The organism is [Zimmermannella] faecalis ATCC 13722 (assembly GCF_000381765.1).
Classification (GTDB): Bacteria; Actinomycetota; Actinomycetes; order Actinomycetales; family Microbacteriaceae; genus Gulosibacter; species Gulosibacter faecalis.
On the sequence record NZ_KB907081.1, the window covers coordinates 26396 to 42146 of the forward strand.

Here is a 15751-nt window from a genome sequence, read left to right on the forward strand (position 1 = left end):
GCTGGGCGGTGTGACCGAGAGCCAATCCCCCGACGCCGCGCCGCGGCAGCTGCACTCCGAATCGCCGGCCGCCCGGCTGCTCGCCGAGGAGGCGCCCGAGCTCACCGAGCTCGAGCAGCTGCCGCCGCTCGACGCGTTTCTCGCGACGCTCGACCTCGACGAGACCGGCGCGCGCACCACACAGGACATCTTCACCGGCAAGAGCCAGTGGATGCCCCACGGCCGCGTGTTCGGCGGGCAGGTCGCGGCGCAGTCGATCGTCGCGGCCTCGCGCACGCTGCCCGACGACCGGCAACTGCACTCGATGCGCGGCAACTTCCTGCGCCCGGGCGACATTCGCGAGCCCATCACGTTCTCGGTCGAGCGCAGCCACGACGGCAACTCGTTCTCGACGCGGCTCGTGCAGGCCTACCAGCACGGCAAGCCGATCTGGTCAATGATCGCGAGCTTCCAGGTGGAGTCCGACGGGCTCGACCACTCGGCCGAGATGCCCGCGGGCATTCCTCAGCCCGACGAGCTCACGAACGCGGCCGCGCAGGTGGCCGTGGCCGGCGAGTCGCTCGCGAACTACTGGGTGCACCGCCGCCCGTTCGAGCTGCGCTACGTCGACCCGCCGGCGTTCTTGCGCCCGACGCCGGGCCGGCGCGCCGAGGCCGCCGTCTGGCTGCGCGCGACGGGCCCGCTCCCCGACGATCCGCTCGTGCACCGCGCGGCGCTCGCCTACGTGAGCGACTACGTGATTCTCGACCCCGTGCTGCGCCGGCACGGCCTCGCATGGGTCGACGGTCGGCTCCGGGTCGCCAGCCTCGACCACAGCGCGTGGTGGCATCGCCCCGCGCGCGCCGACGACTGGCTGCTGCTCGTGCTCGCGTCGAACAACGCCCACGGCGGGCGCTCGCTCACGCAGGGCGAGTTCTACACGCGCGACGGCGAGCTCGTTGCGACCGTGGCGCAGGAGGCGATGATTCGGCTCAAGGGCGAGGCGTAGGCACGGCCCGGTCGGTGAACGCCGTCTTCGGCACGAACAGCAGCAGCACCGCCGCGATGAGCCCCGTGACGCCGCAGACGCTCCACACCGTGAAGTAGCCCGCGAGTGTGCCCGCGGTCGCCTCGGCCGTCGCCGCAACGCCCGACGCACCCTGCATGAGCGCGATGCCGAAGATCGCCGACGCGATTGCGCCGCCGACGGTCTTCACCGAGTTCGTGAGGCCCGTCGCGACGCCCGTCTGCGTCGGCGGCGCGGCGGCCGCGGCAGCTGCCGGCAGGGCGGCGACGAGCGCGCCCGAGCCGACGCCGGCGACCACCATGTTGCTCACGACCTGCGCGTACGTGTCGTGGAGCGGCAGGAACAGCAGATACCCGACGCCCACGAGCGTGGCCGCCGCGACGAGCGTGAGGCGCGGCGTGATCCAACGCGACACCCGCGAATAGAGCAGCGCGCCCACAATCATCGCGATGAGGTACAGCCCGATGATCAGCGAGGTGCGGAAGCCCGTCGTGCCGAGCCCGTAGCCGTACAGCTCGGGGTCGGTGCGCGCGAACGTCGACAGCGGCGCCTGCGCGCCGAGCACGCTCACGCCGAACAGGCCCGCGGTGAGAAACACGGGCGCGAGTGCGGGCGAGCGGAACATCCGCACGTCGATGAGCGGGTCGGGGTGGCGCAGTTCGTACCGGGCAAAGGGCACGAGCAGCAGCAGGCCCACCGCCACGACGCCCCAGGCGACCGGGCTCGCGACGCCGCCGAGCCGCAGCAGGCTCAGCCCGCCCGTGAACGCGATGAGGGCGAGCGACACGAGCACGAGCCCCACGAGGTCGAGCTTGCCGCCCGTGAGCAGGTCGGACTCGCGCACGCCAAACCGGATCACGAAGAAGCACGCGACGACGAGCAGCGCCGGCACGAGCAGCACGATCGACAGCGGCAGCGTGTCGACGAGCTGGCCGCCAAGCAGGGCGCCCGCGATGGCGCCAGCTTCGAGTGTCGCGACGAGGATGCCGGCGGCGCGGGCGGTGAGCAGCGAGGCGTCGTCGCGGCCGCGGGTGCGCGACCAGATAATCGCGACCTCGAGCGGCAGCCACACGACGTAGAAGCCCTGCAGCGCCCACGCGACGAGAAACACCCCGAACGAGCCGGCGAACGGGAGCGCGAGCGACGCGAGTGCCGTGATCGCGGTCGACCACAGCAGCATCCGTTTGTGCCCAAACATGTCGCCGAGCTTCGCGAACGCCGGCACGACGAGCGCGCTGAGCATGAGCTGCGACCCCTCGAGCCAGTTGACGTCGGCGTCGTGTACGTCGAGGTGCCGCGCAATGTCGGTGAGCATCGGCGTGTAGTACCCCTGCAGCACCCCGCTCGTGAACTCGACGAACGCGAGCAGCCCGACGACGCCCGCGAGCGGGCCGAGGGATGCGCGTGGTTTTGCAGCACCCCGCGGTCGGCGGCTCATGCCGGAATCCCCTCGATCAGGGTGCGGTGGAATCGCTCGCCGCGCTCGAGCTCGACAACGTCGACGCGCTCGTCAACGCCGTGGATTGTCGCCCGCTGCTCGGCGTTCATGAGCAGCGGCGCGAAGCGGTACGTCGCGGGGCAGATGCGGTGAAAGTAGCGTGAGTCGGTTGCCGCCATCGTCACGTACGGCACCGTGACCGCCGTGGGGTGCGACGCCCGAACCGACTCGGCAATGAGCGCAAACTGCGGGCCGTCGCTCGGCGACTCGGGCGACGCGTCGCTCCCCTCGAGCACCTCGATCGTGATGCTCCGGTCGGCGATTCGGCGCCGCAGTCGCCGCACCGTGCCGCCGACGGTCTCGCCGAGCGCGAGCCGCAGGTTCACGACGGCGTGGGCCTGCGAGGGCAGCACGTTGTGTGCGGTGCCACCGCCGAGCTCCGTGGGCGCAATCGTCGTGCGTACGAGCGCGGCCGCCTCGCCGCCGAGCCGCGCGAACACCCGAGCGTTGAGCCAGGGCCAGGCCGCGAGTATCCGGTACAGCGGTCGCCCGAAGCCGGAGCTGCGGGCCGAGAACAACCCGAGCATCCGCGTGATCGCCTCGGGCACCCGGGCGGGATACGTCGTGGGCTTCAGCCGTGCGACGGCGCGCGAGACGCGGCCGACGGCGGTGAGCGGCGGCGGGGTCGACGCGTGGCCGCCGTCGCTGCGGGCGCTGAGTCGCAGGCTGACGACGCCCTTCTCGCCGACGCCGACCATCGCGGCGAGGCCAGTGACGAAGGGCAGCGGCGCGTCGGTGACCGCGCCGCCTTCGTCGAGCACGAGCCAGGGCGTAATGCCGCGCTCCCGGAACACCTCGACGATCGCCTCGGCCGCGGCACCGAACGTCTCTTCGTTGCCGCCGAGCGAGAGGTAGACGTCGCGGGCGGGCACGAACCCGTCGGCGAGGAGGTTCTCGACAGCGTCGAAGAGCACGACGAGCGGGCCCTTGTCGTCGAGCGCGCCGCGACCGTACACGCGGCCGCTCTCGATGCGCCCTTCGAACGGCGGATGCGTCCATGGGTCGCGCTCGTCAACCGGCACGACGTCGTAGTGCGCCATGAGCACGACCGGGTCGGCGGCCGGGTTCGCGCCCGGCCAGCGGTAGAGCAGCCCGAAGTCGGTGATGCGCTCGAGCTCGAGCGAGGCGTGGATGCGCGGGTACAGCTCGGAGAGCAGGGCCACGAACGCCTCGAACGGCTCGGGCCCGCGCTCGTCGAGTTCGGCCGACACGGTCGGCACCTGAATCATGCGCGAGAGGCGTTCGGCAATGCCCGCCCGAGGCGACGCTGACTGGCTCATGTCCACAGCGTAGGCGGTTAGCCGCGCAGGTAGCGCCAGGGCTTCGTGGCGGTCTCGAGCCGGTGGCGGGCCTCGCCGACGGCGTCGGGGTCGTCGTAGACCGCGTCGCCCGGCCAGCAGATGATGCCGCCGTCGCGCGCCCGGGTGGGAAGCTCCTCGAAGCCACCCGAGCGCAAGTCGGCGAGGGCCTCGGCGACGTCGGCGTACTTCGTGAGCTTGCCGAGCATGACCCACGTGGGCGCGATCAGCGTGAGGGCGTCGTTCGCGTGCGCGTCGAGCATCCGCTGCGGGCGCACCCATTCGAGGGCCACCGCCTCCGCCTCGGCAGGCACCGGCGTGCCCGAGAACGTTGGGGCGACGAAGAACCAGGTGCGGAATCGCGGCGTGACATTGTGGGGCGGGCTGAAGATCGCGAGCGGCGTGAGGCTCGCCGGGTCAACGATGAGTTCGGTCTCTTCGCGCACCTCGCGGGCGGCCGCGACGCGGGCCGCGGCCTCTTCGTCGGCCGGGTCGCCGTCTTCGGGGTCGACCTTGCCGCCCGGGTACACCCAGGCGCTCGCAAACGAACCGCGCGAGGGGCGCTGCAGCATGAGCACCTCGATGCCCTCGTCACCATCGCGCAGCAGGAGCACGGTTGCGGCGAGGCGCTCGGTCGTTTCGGGCGAAGCGGGTGTGGTCATCTGTGCACCATATCGCGAGCGATACGCTGGCGGTATGGCTGTCGACATCGCGCTGGTGCGGGCGAACAACCCGTCACCGATGACCCTGACCGGAACGAATACGTACGTCATCACGAGCGGCGAGGGGAGCTGCGTCGTCGACCCCGGCCCGCTCGAGGCCGAGCACCTCGACGCGATCGTCGAGACCGCCGAGCGAATCGAGCTCGTGCTCTCAACCCACCGGCACCGCGACCACACCGAGGCGGTCGACGCGCTCGTCGAGCGCACCGGCGCCGTCGCCCGCGCCGTCGACCCGGCCTGGTGCCGGGGCGCCGAGCCGCTGCGCCACGGCGAGGCGATCGCGCTCGGCGACACGTCCCTGCGCATCCTCGCCACCCCCGGCCACACGAGCGACTCGGTGAGCGTGCTCGTGCCCGAGGCGCACGCGATGCTCACGGGCGACACGATTCTCGGCGGCTCGACGACCGTCATCGAGCACCCCGACGGCACGATCGCCGACTACCTCGCGTCGCTCGACCTCATCGAGAAGCTCGGGCCGGGGCGCATCCTGCCCGGGCACGGCGACGAGATCCCCGACTCCATCGCGGCCGTCACGGCGCTGCGTGCCCACCGGCTGGAGCGGCTCGACCAGGTGCGTGGCGTGCTCGCCCAGCTTGGCGAATCCGCCCGCGTCGACGACGAGCTCGTCGAGCGGGTCGCCGGCGCGATCTACGCCGATGTCGCCGCGCAGGGCGCGGCCCGCCTCTCGGTCGCGGCGCAGCTTGCCTACCTCGCGGGGAACTGATCCGCGAGGTAGGCGAATGAACTACGCCTGAGCGCGCTCGAGAATGAGCTCGCGCACGCGCTTGGCGTCGGCCTGGCCGCCCATGGCCTTCATGACCGCGCCGATGACGGCGCCGGCAGCCTGCACCTTGCCGTCCTGAATCTTCGCGAGCACGTCGGGCTGTGCCGCGAGTGCCTCGTCGATTGCCGCGATGAGCGCGCCGTCGTCCGAGACCACCGCGAGCCCGCGCGCATCCACGACCTCGCGCGGCGAACCCTCGCCCGCGAGCACGCCCTCGAGCACCTGGCGCGCGAGCTTGTCGTTGACGGTACCGTCGGCGATGAGCACCTCGAGCTCGGCGACCTGCTGCGGCGTTGCGAGAGCGGTCGGGTGCACGCCCTGCTCGTTCGCGAGGCGGCTGAGCTCGCCGAGCCACCACTTGCGGGCGCCGGCGGCTGAGGCGCCGGCCGCGACCGTCGCATCCACCGCATCGAGCAGGCCACCGTTCACGATGTCCTGGAACACCTGGCCGCTGAAGCCCCACTCCTCGCGCAGGCGACGACGGCGCAGCACGGGCTGCTCGGGCAGCGCGGCACGCAGCTCCTCGACGAGCTCGACGCTCGGGCGGATGGGCATGAGGTCGGGCTCGGGGAAGTACCGGTAGTCGTCGGCGTCCGACTTCGGACGGCCCGACGACGTGCGGCCGGTGTCTTCGTGCCAGTGCCGCGTCTCCTGCGTGATCGACTCACCCTTCGCGAGCAGCGCGGCCTGGCGCTGAATCTCGTAGCGCACGGCCCGCTCGATCGAACGGAACGAGTTGATGTTCTTCGTCTCGGTGCGCGTACCGAGCTTCTCCTCGCCGCGCGGACGCAGCGAGACGTTCGCGTCGCAGCGCAGGTTGCCGCGCTCCATGCGGGCGAACGAGACGCCGAGCGAACGCGCAATGTCGCGGATCGTCGAGACGTACGCCGCCGCGAGCTCGGGCGTGCGGTGCTCGCCTCCGAAGATCGGCTTCGTCACGATCTCGACGAGCGGCACGCCCGCGCGGTTGTAGTCGACGAGCGACGAGGATGCGCCCTGGATGCGCCCGGTCGAGCCCATGTGGGTGAGCTTGCCGGCGTCGTCTTCCATGTGCGCGCGCTCGATCGGCACCTGGAACACCGTGCCGTCCTCGAGCTCCACCTCGACCTCGCCGTCGAACGCGATCGGGTCGTCGTACTGCGAGATCTGATAGTTGCGGGGGCTGTCTGGGTAGTAGTAATTCTTGCGCGCGAACGACGACTCCTCGGCGATCGAGCAGCCGAGCGCGAGGCCAAGCTGAATCGAATACCGCACCGCCTGCTCGTTCACGACGGGCAGCGTGCCGGGCAGGCCGAGGTCGACCGGGCCGATCTGCGTGTTCGGCGCGGCGTCGTGTTCGTCGCCCGACGGGTTCGGTGCGGGAGAGAACATCTTCGTCTTCGTCGAGAGCTCAACGTGCACCTCGAGGCCGATGACGGGCTCGTACTTCTCGAGCGCCTCATCAAAGTTCATGAGTTCGGGTTTCGCCATCTCGCTACGCCTCCTTCAGCTCGGGCGCCTGCGCGTACAGCGGGCTCCCCCAACGTTCCGCAAGCGACGACTCAAGTGCCGCGCCCGCCTGGTAGAGCCGCGCATCCTCCCGCGCCGGCGCCATGAACTGGAACCCGACCGGCAGGCCCTCGCTCAGCCCCATGGGAAGCGAGAGCGCAGGGATGCCCGCGAGGTTCGCCGGAATCGTCGTGATGTCGGCAACGTAGTTCGCGGTCGGGTCGTCGACGCGCTCGCCGAGACGCCACGCGACGGTCGGTGCGGTCGGCGCGACGAGCACGTCGACGTCGGCGAACGCGCGGTCGAAGTCGCCCTGCACGAGCGTGCGCACCTTCTGGGCCGAACCGTAGTAGGCGTCGTAGTAGCCGCTCGACAGGGCATACGTGCCGAGCAGTATGCGGCGCTTCGCCTCGTCGCCGAGGCCGGCGGCGCGGGTCGCGCTCATCACCTGCTCGACGTTCGCGCCTTCGGGCGTCACTCGCAGGCCGTAGCGAACCGAGTCGTACCGGGCAAGGTTGCTCGAGACTTCGGCGGGCATGAGCAGGTAGTACGCCGCGACGGCGTAGTCGAGCGTCGTGAGCTCGATCCAGCTGATCTCGGCGCCGCGCTCACGCAGCACGTCGAGCGCCTCCTCGAAGCGCTCGCGCACGCCAGCTTCGAAACCCTCACCCTCGGCGAGCTGCCGGGGCACGCCGACGCGCAGGCCGTTGAGCGCATCCGCCCGCTGGCCCGCCTTTGCGGCGTCGGCGAACGAGGGCCACTCGTGGGCCATCGACGTCTGGTCGCGGCCGTCGTGGCCACCGATAACGTCGTGCAGCAGCGCCGCGTCGAGCACGGTGCGGGCGGCGGGGCCGATCTGGTCGAGCGACGACGCCATTGCGATGGCGCCGTAGCGGCTCACACCGCCGTAGGTCGGCTTCACACCGACCGTGCCGGTCACGGCCGCGGGCTGGCGCACCGAACCACCGGTGTCGGTGCCGAGCGCGAGCGGTGCCTCGAACGCGGCGACCGCGGCGGCCGAGCCACCGCCCGAACCGCCCGGAATGCGGTCGAGCGACCACGGGTTGTTCGTCGCGCCGAAGCCGCTCGTCTCGGTCGACGAGCCCATCGCGAACTCGTCCATGTTCGTCTTGCCAAGAATCGGCAGACCAGCGGCGCGCAGCCGCTCGACCACGTGGGCGTCGTACGGCGGCTGCCACCCCTCGAGGATGCGGCTGCCGGCCGTGGTCTCGAGGCCGCGGGTGACGATGTTGTCTTTCACCGCGATCGGCACGCCCGCAAGCGGCGAGGTGGCGGTACCGGCGGCGCGGCCCGCGTCGGCCGCTTCGGCCTGCGCGAGCGCACCCTCGGCGTCGATCTTGAGGTAGGCGTGCACCGCGCCGTCGACTGCGGCGATGCGGTCAAGGTGGGCCTGGGTTGCGTCGACCGAAGTAGTCTCGCCGGCCGCGAGGCGGTCGGCGAGCTCGGCGGCGGTGAGCTGGGTGAGGTCGGCCACTACTGCTCCTCTCCGAGAATCGCGGTCACCTTGAAGCGCGACTCGTCGCGGTCGGGAGCCTGCGCGAGCACCTCGTCACGGTCGAGCGTCGGGGCGGCCTCGTCGGCGCGCATGACGTTCGCGGTGACGAACGGGTGGCTGGCGGGCGCGACGTCGGGCGTCGCCACCTCTTGGACCTTGCTGATGAGCTGGTTGATGGCGCCGAGCTGTTCGGTCATGCGGTCGATCTCCTCATTCGTGAGATCGATGCGCGAGAGCTCCGCCAGGTGCTCGACGTCTGCGCGAGTGATGTCTGACATACCGTTCCGTCTTCGAGTTGCAATCCGACCTGCCCAGTCTAGTTGCGCCGTGACTTAGCGGGTGAGGATGAGCGCCTCTCCCTGGCCGCCACCGCCACAGAGGCCGATCGCGGCCGTGCCGCTCCCCCGGCGCGCGAGCTCGTGGGCGAGGTGCACCACGAGCCGGTTCCCCGAAACACCGATGGGGTGGCCGATCGCGATGCCGCCGCCGTGCACGTTCACGATGTCGTCGCTCACGCCGAGGTCGCGCTGCGAGCGCGCGACGACCGCGCCGAACGCCTCGTTGATCTCGACGAGGTCGAGGGCGGCGGCGGTAATGCCCTGCTTGTCGAGCGCCCGCGCGATCGCTCGCGACGGCTGTGCCTGCAGAGAGTTGTCAGGGCCGGCGGTTTGCCCGCTCGCGCCGACGGTGGCGAGCACGGGCCAACCGCGCGCATCCGCCCGCTCGCGGGTCGTGACGATGACGGCCGAGGCGCCGTCGGAGATCTGCGACGAATTGCCCGCGGTGATCGTGCCGCCCTCGGCGAAGGCCGGGCGCAGCTTCGCGAGCGACTCGACCGTCGTGTCGGGGCGGATGCCCTCGTCGCGCGTGATGACGAGCGGTTCACCCTTTCGCTGCGGAACTTCGACCGGCACGATCTCGGCCTCGAAGATGCCCGCCTCGGTCGCCGCCTGCGCACGCTGGTGCGACCGCGCGGCCACCGCATCCTGGTCATCGCGGTCGATCTCGAATCGGGGGTTGTGGCGCTCGGTGGAGGCGCCCATGCTCTCGTGGTCATAGGCGTCGGTGAGTCCGTCGAAGGCGAGGTGGTCGAGCACCTCGACGCTGCCGTACGTCCAGCCGTCGCGGGAGTTCATGAGTAGGTGCGGGGCGCGAGTCATCGATTCCATGCCCGCGGCGACGACGGTCGTCGCGTCGCCCGTCGCGATCATGCGCGCGGCGTCGATCACCGCGGTGAGGCCCGAAAGACACACCTTGTTCACCGAGTGAGCCGGCGTCTCCCAACCGAGGCCGGCACCGATCGCGGCCTGTCGCGCCGCGTTCTGCCCGCTGCCCGCGGCGAGCACCTGGCCAACGATGACTGCATCGATGTCGGCGGGGTCAACCGACGCCTGCTCGAGGGCGCCCCGAATCGCGATCGACCCGAGCTGCGGCGCGGTGAAGCTCGCAAGCTGCCCCTTGAGCCGCCCCTGCGGGGTGCGGGCGGCCGCCACAATCACAATGTCGGTCACGGTCGTTCCCCTTCGCCTGGCGGTCTACTGCCGACCACTTTACGTCGGTCGTGGTGCGTGTCGGGCTACGCCTCGGGGGCCGCCACCGCGTCTGGACCGCCCTCGAGCAGCAGCCGGAAACCGTCGGCGTCGAGCACGGGGATGCCGAGCTCTTCGGCCTTCGTGAGTTTCGACCCGGCGCCAGGGCCCGCTGCGACGAAGTCGGTCTTCTTCGAGACCGATCCCGCCGCCTTGCCGCCTGCGGCGATGATCGCCTCCTTCGCACCCTCGCGCGTGAAGCCCTCGAGCGTGCCAGTCGCGACGATCGTCAGGCCGGTGAGCGGCCCCTCGACTTCCTCGCGAGCGCCCGGCCCAGGATGCCCGGGGATCGACCACTGCACGCCCGCGGCCGACCAGCGGTCGATGATCTCGAGATGCCAGTCGACGTCGAGCCACGCGACGATCGACTCGGCGATGATGCCGCCGACGCCCTCAACCGCCGAGAGCTCCTCGACCGACGCGGCACGAATCGCGTCGAGCGACCCGAACCAGTCGGCCAGCGCCCGCGCGGCGACGGGCCCGACGTGGCGGATGTTCAGCGACACGAGCAGCCGCCACAGCTCCTTCGTCTTCGCCTTCTCGAGCTCGTCGAGCAGCTTCTGCGCCTGCGTCGATGCGCCGTACACCGGCACATCCTTCTTGAACCCGGCCTTGCGCCGCTCGGCCGCGGTCATCCCCTCGGCCTCGGGCGCGTACGTCTTCGCCTTCACGACCCGGAACGGCGTGCGACGGCGCGGCTCGCCATCGGCGTCAACCCGCGGCTCGCCGGTGTCGGCGTCGCGCACCGTGACGACGATCGGCACGAGCTCGTCGAGCGTGAGGTCAAACAGCGCGGCCTCGGTGACGAGCGGCGGCTGCTCGGGTTCGTCAGGCTGCGTGAGCGCGGCCGCGGTCACCTCGCCGAGCACCTCGATGTCGAGTCCCTGCCGCGAGCCGATGTGCTCGACCCGGCCGCGCACCTGCGCGGGGCAGCTGCGCGCGTTCGGGCAGCGCAGATCGATGTCGCCCTCCTTCATCGCGCGCAGCTCGGTGCCGCACTCGGGGCAGGCGGTCGGCATCTCGAACGGATGCGCGTCGTCGGGCCGCTCGGCGAGCACCGGTCCGAGCACCTCGGGAATCACGTCACCCGCCTTGCGCAGCACGACCGTGTCGCCGATGAGCACGCCCTTCGCGCGCACGACCTCTTGGTTGTGGAGCGTCGCAAACGTCACGGTCGACCCGGCGACGCGCACGGGCTCCATGACGGCGTACGGCGTGACCCGACCCGTGCGGCCCACGCCGACGCGCACGTCGAGCAGCTTCGTGTGCACCTCTTCGGGCGGGTACTTGTACGCGATCGCCCAGCGGGGCGCCCGCGAGGTCGCGCCGAGCTCGTCGTGCTGCGCGAGGTCGTCGACCTTCACGACGACACCGTCAAGCTCGTGCTCGATCGAGGCGCGCCGCTCGCCGTACTCCTCGACGTAGGCGACCACCGCATCCGCGTCGTCAACCACCCGCGTGTGCGGGCTCGTCGGCAAACCCCAGCTTGCGAAGAGGTCGTAGTAGTCCGACTGGTTCGTGAGCCGCGGCGGCGCGTCGTCGCCCTGCACCCACGCACCGATGCCGTGCACGTACATGCTCAGTCGGCCGAGGCGCTTGCGCATAAGCTCGAGCTTCGCCCCGCGCTTGCCCTCGCGCTTCTGGCGCAGCGAGCCCGAGGCGGCGTTGCGCGGGTTCGCGAAGGGAGCCTCCCCCGCCGCGGTCTGCTCGGCGTTGAGGTCGCGGAAGTCGTCGACGCGAAAGAAGACTTCACCGCGCACCTCGACGAGCTCGGGCAGGTCATCGCCCGTGAGTTGCTGCGGGATGCACGCGATGTCGGCGATGTTCTCGGTGACGTCTTCGCCCGTGCGCCCGTCGCCACGCGTCGCCGCGACGGTGAGCTCGCCCCGCTCGTAGGTGAGCGAGATCGCGAGCCCGTCGATCTTGATCTCGGTGAGCCACCGCACGTCGCCGCCCGCGGCCGCGTCGGTGCGCTCGAGCCAGGCCCGCAGCTCGTCGACCGAGAACACGTTGTCGAGCGAGAGCATCCGCTCGCGGTGGGCGACCTCGGCGAACAGCGACGAAGCGCCGCCCCCGACGACCTGCGTCGGGGAATCCTGCGATTGCAGCTCGGGGAACTGCGCCTCGAGCTCGCGCAGTCGAGCCATGCCGGCGTCGTAATCGGCGTCGGGCACGAGCTGCGTGTCGCCCTCGTAGTAGGCGGCCGACCACTCGGTGAGCTGTTCCGCGAGCCGCGCGGCCTCGTCACGGGCCTGATCGAATTCGAGCCCGGGGTCGCGTTCGGCCATGGCTAGCTCCTCTTGGCGCGGCGTTCTCGCACCACCGATTCGGCGGCGCGCAGGGAGGCTCCGAGGAGCCATTCGGTCTTCTCGCGCAGCCGCTTCTCGGCGCGCGGCTCGCTCGTTGTGTCGCGGTACACGAGCCCGAGGCCGAGCCCGAAGATCACGACCGCGACGCCGGCGTAGCCCCAGAACCAACCGGCGGTCGGCGGGGGCATGAGCAGCATCGACCCGAGCAGCACGACGCCCGCGATGATGAGCCAGAGCAGTACCGCGAGAATCCAGTCACGCACGCTGAACTCGCGCGCGGGCGCGGTGCACTGCGCGGCGAGCTGTTCGGCATCGCGGCGGAACCGTGCGTCGTAGTCGGCACGGAGCTTCGTCTCGTCGTCGACCTCGCGGTAGCTGCGCGCCCAGCGCTCGGCGAGGGCCGAGAGCTTGTCGAGCGCCTGACCATCCTTGAGTGGCGGTGCCACGGGGCTCATCGGGCTCCTCCCGCCGCAAGCGCGAGCTCGCGCAGGTCAAGCTGCGACGTCGCGATGTCGATCGTGAACTGGCCCATCACCCGCGTGCCGACGTAGATGACGGCCGACTGGCCGGTCGCGACGCCGATGAGTGGCTCGTCGACCCGCACCGAAATCTCGATGCCGGGCTCGGTCGCGTCGGGCCGCGTCGCGCGGTCGGCCGTGCGGATGCGGCACGTGCCGGGCTGCGGGTCGGCGTGCGCGCGAATCTGCACGTCGCAGCGGAACTCGAGCTCGTCGGGCCGGGCGCCCGCCCAGCTGAACCGCTGCCCCGCGATCTCACCGATCGCGAGTGCCTCCTTCGGCCCGACGGTGACGGTATTCGTCTCGGGGTCGGTGCCGAGCACGAAGCGCGGCCGGCCATCGTCGGCGGGGCGCGAAAGGTTGAGGCCCTTGCGCTGGCCGACCGTGTACGAGCTCGCGCCGCGGTGCTCGCCGAGCACCTCGCCGTCGCGGTCGACAATCGCGCCGGGGCGAAGCGGGATGTGCTCGCCGAGCCAGGCGCGCGTGTCGCCGTCGGGAATGAAGCAGATGTCGTAGCTGTCGGGCTTGTTCGCGGTGACGAAGCCTCGCTCGCGTGCCTCGGCGCGGATGAGCTCCTTCGAGGGCGTCGCCCCGAGCGGGAACCAGCAGTGGGCGAGCTGGTCGGCCGTGAGCACGCCGAGCACGTACGACTGGTCTTTCGCCTCTTCGCTCGAACGGTGCAGCTCTCGCTCGCCGTCTTCGCGGTCGACGACCTCAGCGTAGTGGCCCGTGACGACGGCGTCGAAGCCGAGGTCGAGCGCCTTGTCGAGCAGCGCCGCGAACTTGATCTTCTCGTTGCAGCGCAGGCACGGGTTCGGCGTGCGGCCCTGCGCGTACTCGGCGATGAAGTCGTCGACGACGTCGAGCTTGAACCGCTCCGAGAAGTCCCAGACATAGAAGGGAATGCCGAGCGCGTCGGCGACGCGGCGCGCATCCATCGCGTCTTCGATCGTGCAGCAGCCGCGCGAGCCCTGCCGCAGCGTGCCGCCCGCGCGTGAAAGCGCGAGGTGCACGCCGACGACCTCGTGCCCCGCCTCAACGGCGCGCGCTGCGGCGACCGACGAGTCGACGCCACCGCTCATTGCTGCAAGTACCTTCATAACCCGACCAGTCTACGAGCCGCGGGCGGGAACGGCGAGGCGCGCCGCTACTCTCCCGACTCGGCGTAGAGCCGCGCGTACGCGCCGCCGCCGGCGAGCAGTTCGTCGTGGCTGCCGCGTTCGACGATCTCGCCGCGGTCGAGCACGTGAATGACGTCTGCGTCGCGAATCGTCGAGAGCCGGTGGGCGATCGAGATGACGGTGCGCCCGCGCGCGGCCTCGTCGATCGCGGCCTGCACGTGTCGCTCGCTCACGGCGTCGAGGGCGCTCGTCGCCTCGTCGAGCACGAGCACGGCCGGGTCTTTCAGCAGCACCCGCGCGATCGCGATGCGCTGCTTCTCACCACCCGAGAGCCGATACCCGCGCTCGCCGACGACAGTGTCGTACGCGTCGGGGAACGACGCGATCTGCTCGTGGATGCTCGCCTTACGGCACGCGGTCTCGAGCTCCTCGAGCGTCGCGTCGGGTTTCGCGAGGCGGAGGTTCTCGGCGATCGTCGCGTGCACGAGGTAGGACTCCTGGCTCACCATGCCGACGTTCGCGACGATGTCGGCGCGGCGGAGCGCCTTCACGTCGGTGCCCGCGAACGCGACCACCCCATCCGTCGCGTCGTAGAGCCGCGCCGCGAGGTACGCGATGGTCGATTTGCCCGCGCCCGACGCCCCGACGAACGCGACAAACTCGCCCGGCCGGGCGTGGAACGAAACGCCGCGCAGGGTCGCCGGCTCCTCGGCGCGCTGGTCGGGGTACCGGAACACGACGTCGCGGAACTCGACCTCGCCGACGCGCGCCTCGTCGAGCGGTTCGGGCTCGGCGGGGTCGACGATCGCGGGGCGAAGCTCGAGGTACTCGAAGATGCGCGCGAACAGCGCCTTCGAGGTTTGAATGTCGAGGCCCGTTCGCATGAGGCCGAGCAGCGGCCGCCGCAGCTGCCCGTTCACGCTCGTGAACGCGACGATCGTGCCGGCCGTGATCGCGGCGCCGCCCGTGATGAGGTAGCCGGTGACGACGTAGATCGCGACGGGGATGAGCGCCATCACGACGCTGACGAACGCGAAGAATCGCTGCCCGGCCATCGCCTGCGCGAGCTGCAGCCGCACCTGGTACCGGTTCGCCTCCTCGTACTCGGTGGTCGCCGCCGCCTCGCGCCCGAGCGTTTTCGTGAGCAGCACGCCCGAAACTGAGAGCTGCTCTTGCGTCATCGCCGTCATGTTCGCGAGCGACTGCTGCGTCTTCGTCGCAATGCGGGCGCGGCGTTGGCCGACGCGGCGCTGCAGCAGGATGAGCGGGGGCAGCAGCACGAGCGAGAGAATCGCCAGCTGCCAGCTCAGCACGAACATCGCCGTGACCGAGGCGATCGTCGTCACGATGTTGCCGACGATCGAGGTGAACGTGTTCTGCAGCACGTTCGCGACGCCACCGACGTCGTTCTGCAGGCGAGACTGCACCTCGCCGGTCTTGGTTTTTGCGAAGAACGCGAGCTCCATCTGCTGCAGGCGGTTGAACAGCCGCACCCGCAGATCGGCCGTGACCGAGTTGCCGACCTTCGCGGTGAGCCACGTCTGCCACACGGTGATGCCGGCGTTGAGGAACAGCACCGCGACCATCGCTCCGATGATCCACCACAGGGCGACGAGGTTCGGTCCGCCACCATCGACCGGGAACAGGCCCTTGTCGAACGCTTGCTGGGTGAGCAGGGCCGGGGCGACGCCGAGCGCCGCGGTGATGAGCACGAGCACGATCGCGGTAATGAGCTGCGGTCGGTACGGCACGAACAGGCCGCCGATGCGCCGCCAGAGATGCGGCACCTCGGGCGCGGCGTCGATCTGCGCGCGCAGCACCGAGTCGTCGGCCATGCCTCGGGCGCCGCCGCCACGACCGCCCGCCCCCATCATCGTCATGTCGACAGCCTACGGGGCGCCG

Annotated in this window: 13 protein-coding genes; 2 read left to right on the plus strand and 11 right to left on the minus strand. The window is 70.9% G+C overall.

Annotated elements, in window-relative coordinates:
• The first annotated feature begins 10 nt into the window (after window positions 1-10).
• Window positions 11-988 (plus strand): acyl-CoA thioesterase domain-containing protein, encoded by a 978-nt coding sequence (locus G328_RS0110070; RefSeq protein ID WP_019619229.1) that lies wholly within the window; start codon window positions 11-13, stop codon window positions 986-988.
• Here the strand turns inward: G328_RS0110070 and G328_RS0110075 are convergent.
• The 3 genes from G328_RS0110075 to G328_RS0110085 are packed head-to-tail and all read right to left on the minus strand — an operon-like array spanning window position 972 to window position 4464.
• Entirely contained in the window at window positions 972-2444 is a 1473-nt protein-coding gene (locus tag G328_RS0110075; RefSeq protein WP_019619230.1) for an MFS transporter, read from the minus strand. The two genes, G328_RS0110070 and G328_RS0110075, sit on opposite strands and share 17 nt — an antisense overlap.
• On the minus strand, window positions 2441-3784 hold the full coding sequence (locus G328_RS0110080; protein ID WP_019619231.1) for a M20/M25/M40 family metallo-hydrolase: 1344 nt from the start codon (window positions 3782-3784) through the stop codon (window positions 2441-2443). The genes G328_RS0110075 and G328_RS0110080 overlap by 4 nt, the downstream gene beginning before the upstream one ends.
• A gap of 17 nt (window positions 3785-3801) precedes the next feature.
• Window positions 3802-4464 (minus strand): NUDIX domain-containing protein, encoded by a 663-nt coding sequence (locus tag G328_RS0110085; RefSeq protein ID WP_019619232.1) that lies wholly within the window; start codon window positions 4462-4464, stop codon window positions 3802-3804.
• A 34-nt stretch (window positions 4465-4498) separates the two neighbouring features.
• Here G328_RS0110085 and G328_RS0110090 point away from each other — a divergent pair, with 34 nt between their 5' ends.
• A complete protein-coding gene (locus G328_RS0110090) occupies window positions 4499-5248 on the plus strand; it encodes an MBL fold metallo-hydrolase (RefSeq protein ID WP_019619233.1) in 750 nt (249 codons plus the stop codon).
• A 21-nt stretch (window positions 5249-5269) separates the two neighbouring features.
• Here G328_RS0110090 and gatB read toward each other — a convergent pair whose 3' ends face one another.
• From gatB to G328_RS0110130, 8 genes are all read right to left on the minus strand, one after another.
• A complete protein-coding gene (gatB, locus tag G328_RS0110095; RefSeq protein ID WP_019619234.1) occupies window positions 5270-6778 on the minus strand; it encodes an Asp-tRNA(Asn)/Glu-tRNA(Gln) amidotransferase subunit GatB in 1509 nt (502 codons plus the stop codon).
• A 4-nt stretch (window positions 6779-6782) separates the two neighbouring features.
• A complete protein-coding gene (gatA, locus tag G328_RS0110100; RefSeq protein ID WP_019619235.1) occupies window positions 6783-8291 on the minus strand; it encodes an Asp-tRNA(Asn)/Glu-tRNA(Gln) amidotransferase subunit GatA in 1509 nt (502 codons plus the stop codon).
• Entirely contained in the window at window positions 8291-8590 is a 300-nt protein-coding gene (gatC, locus tag G328_RS0110105; RefSeq protein WP_019619236.1) for an Asp-tRNA(Asn)/Glu-tRNA(Gln) amidotransferase subunit GatC, read from the minus strand. Before gatC ends, gatA begins: the two co-directional genes overlap by 1 nt.
• A gap of 54 nt (window positions 8591-8644) precedes the next feature.
• A complete protein-coding gene (locus G328_RS0110110) occupies window positions 8645-9823 on the minus strand; it encodes an acetyl-CoA C-acetyltransferase (protein WP_019619237.1) in 1179 nt (392 codons plus the stop codon).
• A gap of 65 nt (window positions 9824-9888) precedes the next feature.
• Window positions 9889-12189, minus strand: a complete 2301-nt coding sequence (gene ligA, locus G328_RS0110115) for an NAD-dependent DNA ligase LigA (protein ID WP_019619238.1) — start codon at window positions 12187-12189, stop codon at window positions 9889-9891.
• A gap of 2 nt (window positions 12190-12191) precedes the next feature.
• Window positions 12192-12665 carry an Asp23/Gls24 family envelope stress response protein gene (locus G328_RS0110120; protein WP_019619239.1) on the minus strand — a complete coding sequence of 158 codons (474 nt, stop codon included), beginning with the start codon at window positions 12663-12665 and terminating at the stop codon, window positions 12192-12194.
• Complete coding sequence (gene mnmA, locus G328_RS0110125) at window positions 12662-13828, minus strand: tRNA 2-thiouridine(34) synthase MnmA (RefSeq protein ID WP_083919618.1); 1167 nt, start codon at window positions 13826-13828, stop codon at window positions 12662-12664. Before mnmA ends, G328_RS0110120 begins: the two co-directional genes overlap by 4 nt.
• Before the next feature lie 47 nt (window positions 13829-13875).
• On the minus strand, window positions 13876-15729 hold the full coding sequence (locus tag G328_RS0110130; protein WP_019619241.1) for an ABC transporter ATP-binding protein: 1854 nt from the start codon (window positions 15727-15729) through the stop codon (window positions 13876-13878).
• Between the last annotated feature and the right edge of the window lie 22 nt (window positions 15730-15751).

Excerpts from the sequence above, each read along its gene's own strand:
- G328_RS0110075 (WP_019619230.1), bottom strand. The coding sequence starts at position 2,444 with ATGAGCCGCCGACCGCGGGGTGCTGCAAAACCACGCGCATCCCTCGGC.
- G328_RS0110080 (WP_019619231.1), bottom strand. The coding sequence starts at position 3,784 with ATGAGCCAGTCAGCGTCGCCTCGGGCGGGCATTGCCGAACGCCTCTCG.
- G328_RS0110085 (WP_019619232.1), bottom strand. The coding sequence starts at position 4,464 with ATGACCACACCCGCTTCGCCCGAAACGACCGAGCGCCTCGCCGCAACC.
- G328_RS0110090 (WP_019619233.1), top strand. The coding sequence starts at position 4,499 with ATGGCTGTCGACATCGCGCTGGTGCGGGCGAACAACCCGTCACCGATG.
- gatB (WP_019619234.1), bottom strand. The coding sequence starts at position 6,778 with ATGGCGAAACCCGAACTCATGAACTTTGATGAGGCGCTCGAGAAGTAC.
- gatC (WP_019619236.1), bottom strand. The coding sequence starts at position 8,590 with ATGTCAGACATCACTCGCGCAGACGTCGAGCACCTGGCGGAGCTCTCG.
- ligA (WP_019619238.1), bottom strand. The coding sequence starts at position 12,189 with ATGGCCGAACGCGACCCCGGGCTCGAATTCGATCAGGCCCGTGACGAG.
- G328_RS0110120 (WP_019619239.1), bottom strand. The coding sequence starts at position 12,665 with ATGAGCCCCGTGGCACCGCCACTCAAGGATGGTCAGGCGCTCGACAAG.
- mnmA (WP_083919618.1), bottom strand. The coding sequence starts at position 13,828 with ATGAAGGTACTTGCAGCAATGAGCGGTGGCGTCGACTCGTCGGTCGCC.
- G328_RS0110130 (WP_019619241.1), bottom strand. The coding sequence starts at position 15,729 with ATGACGATGATGGGGGCGGGCGGTCGTGGCGGCGGCGCCCGAGGCATG.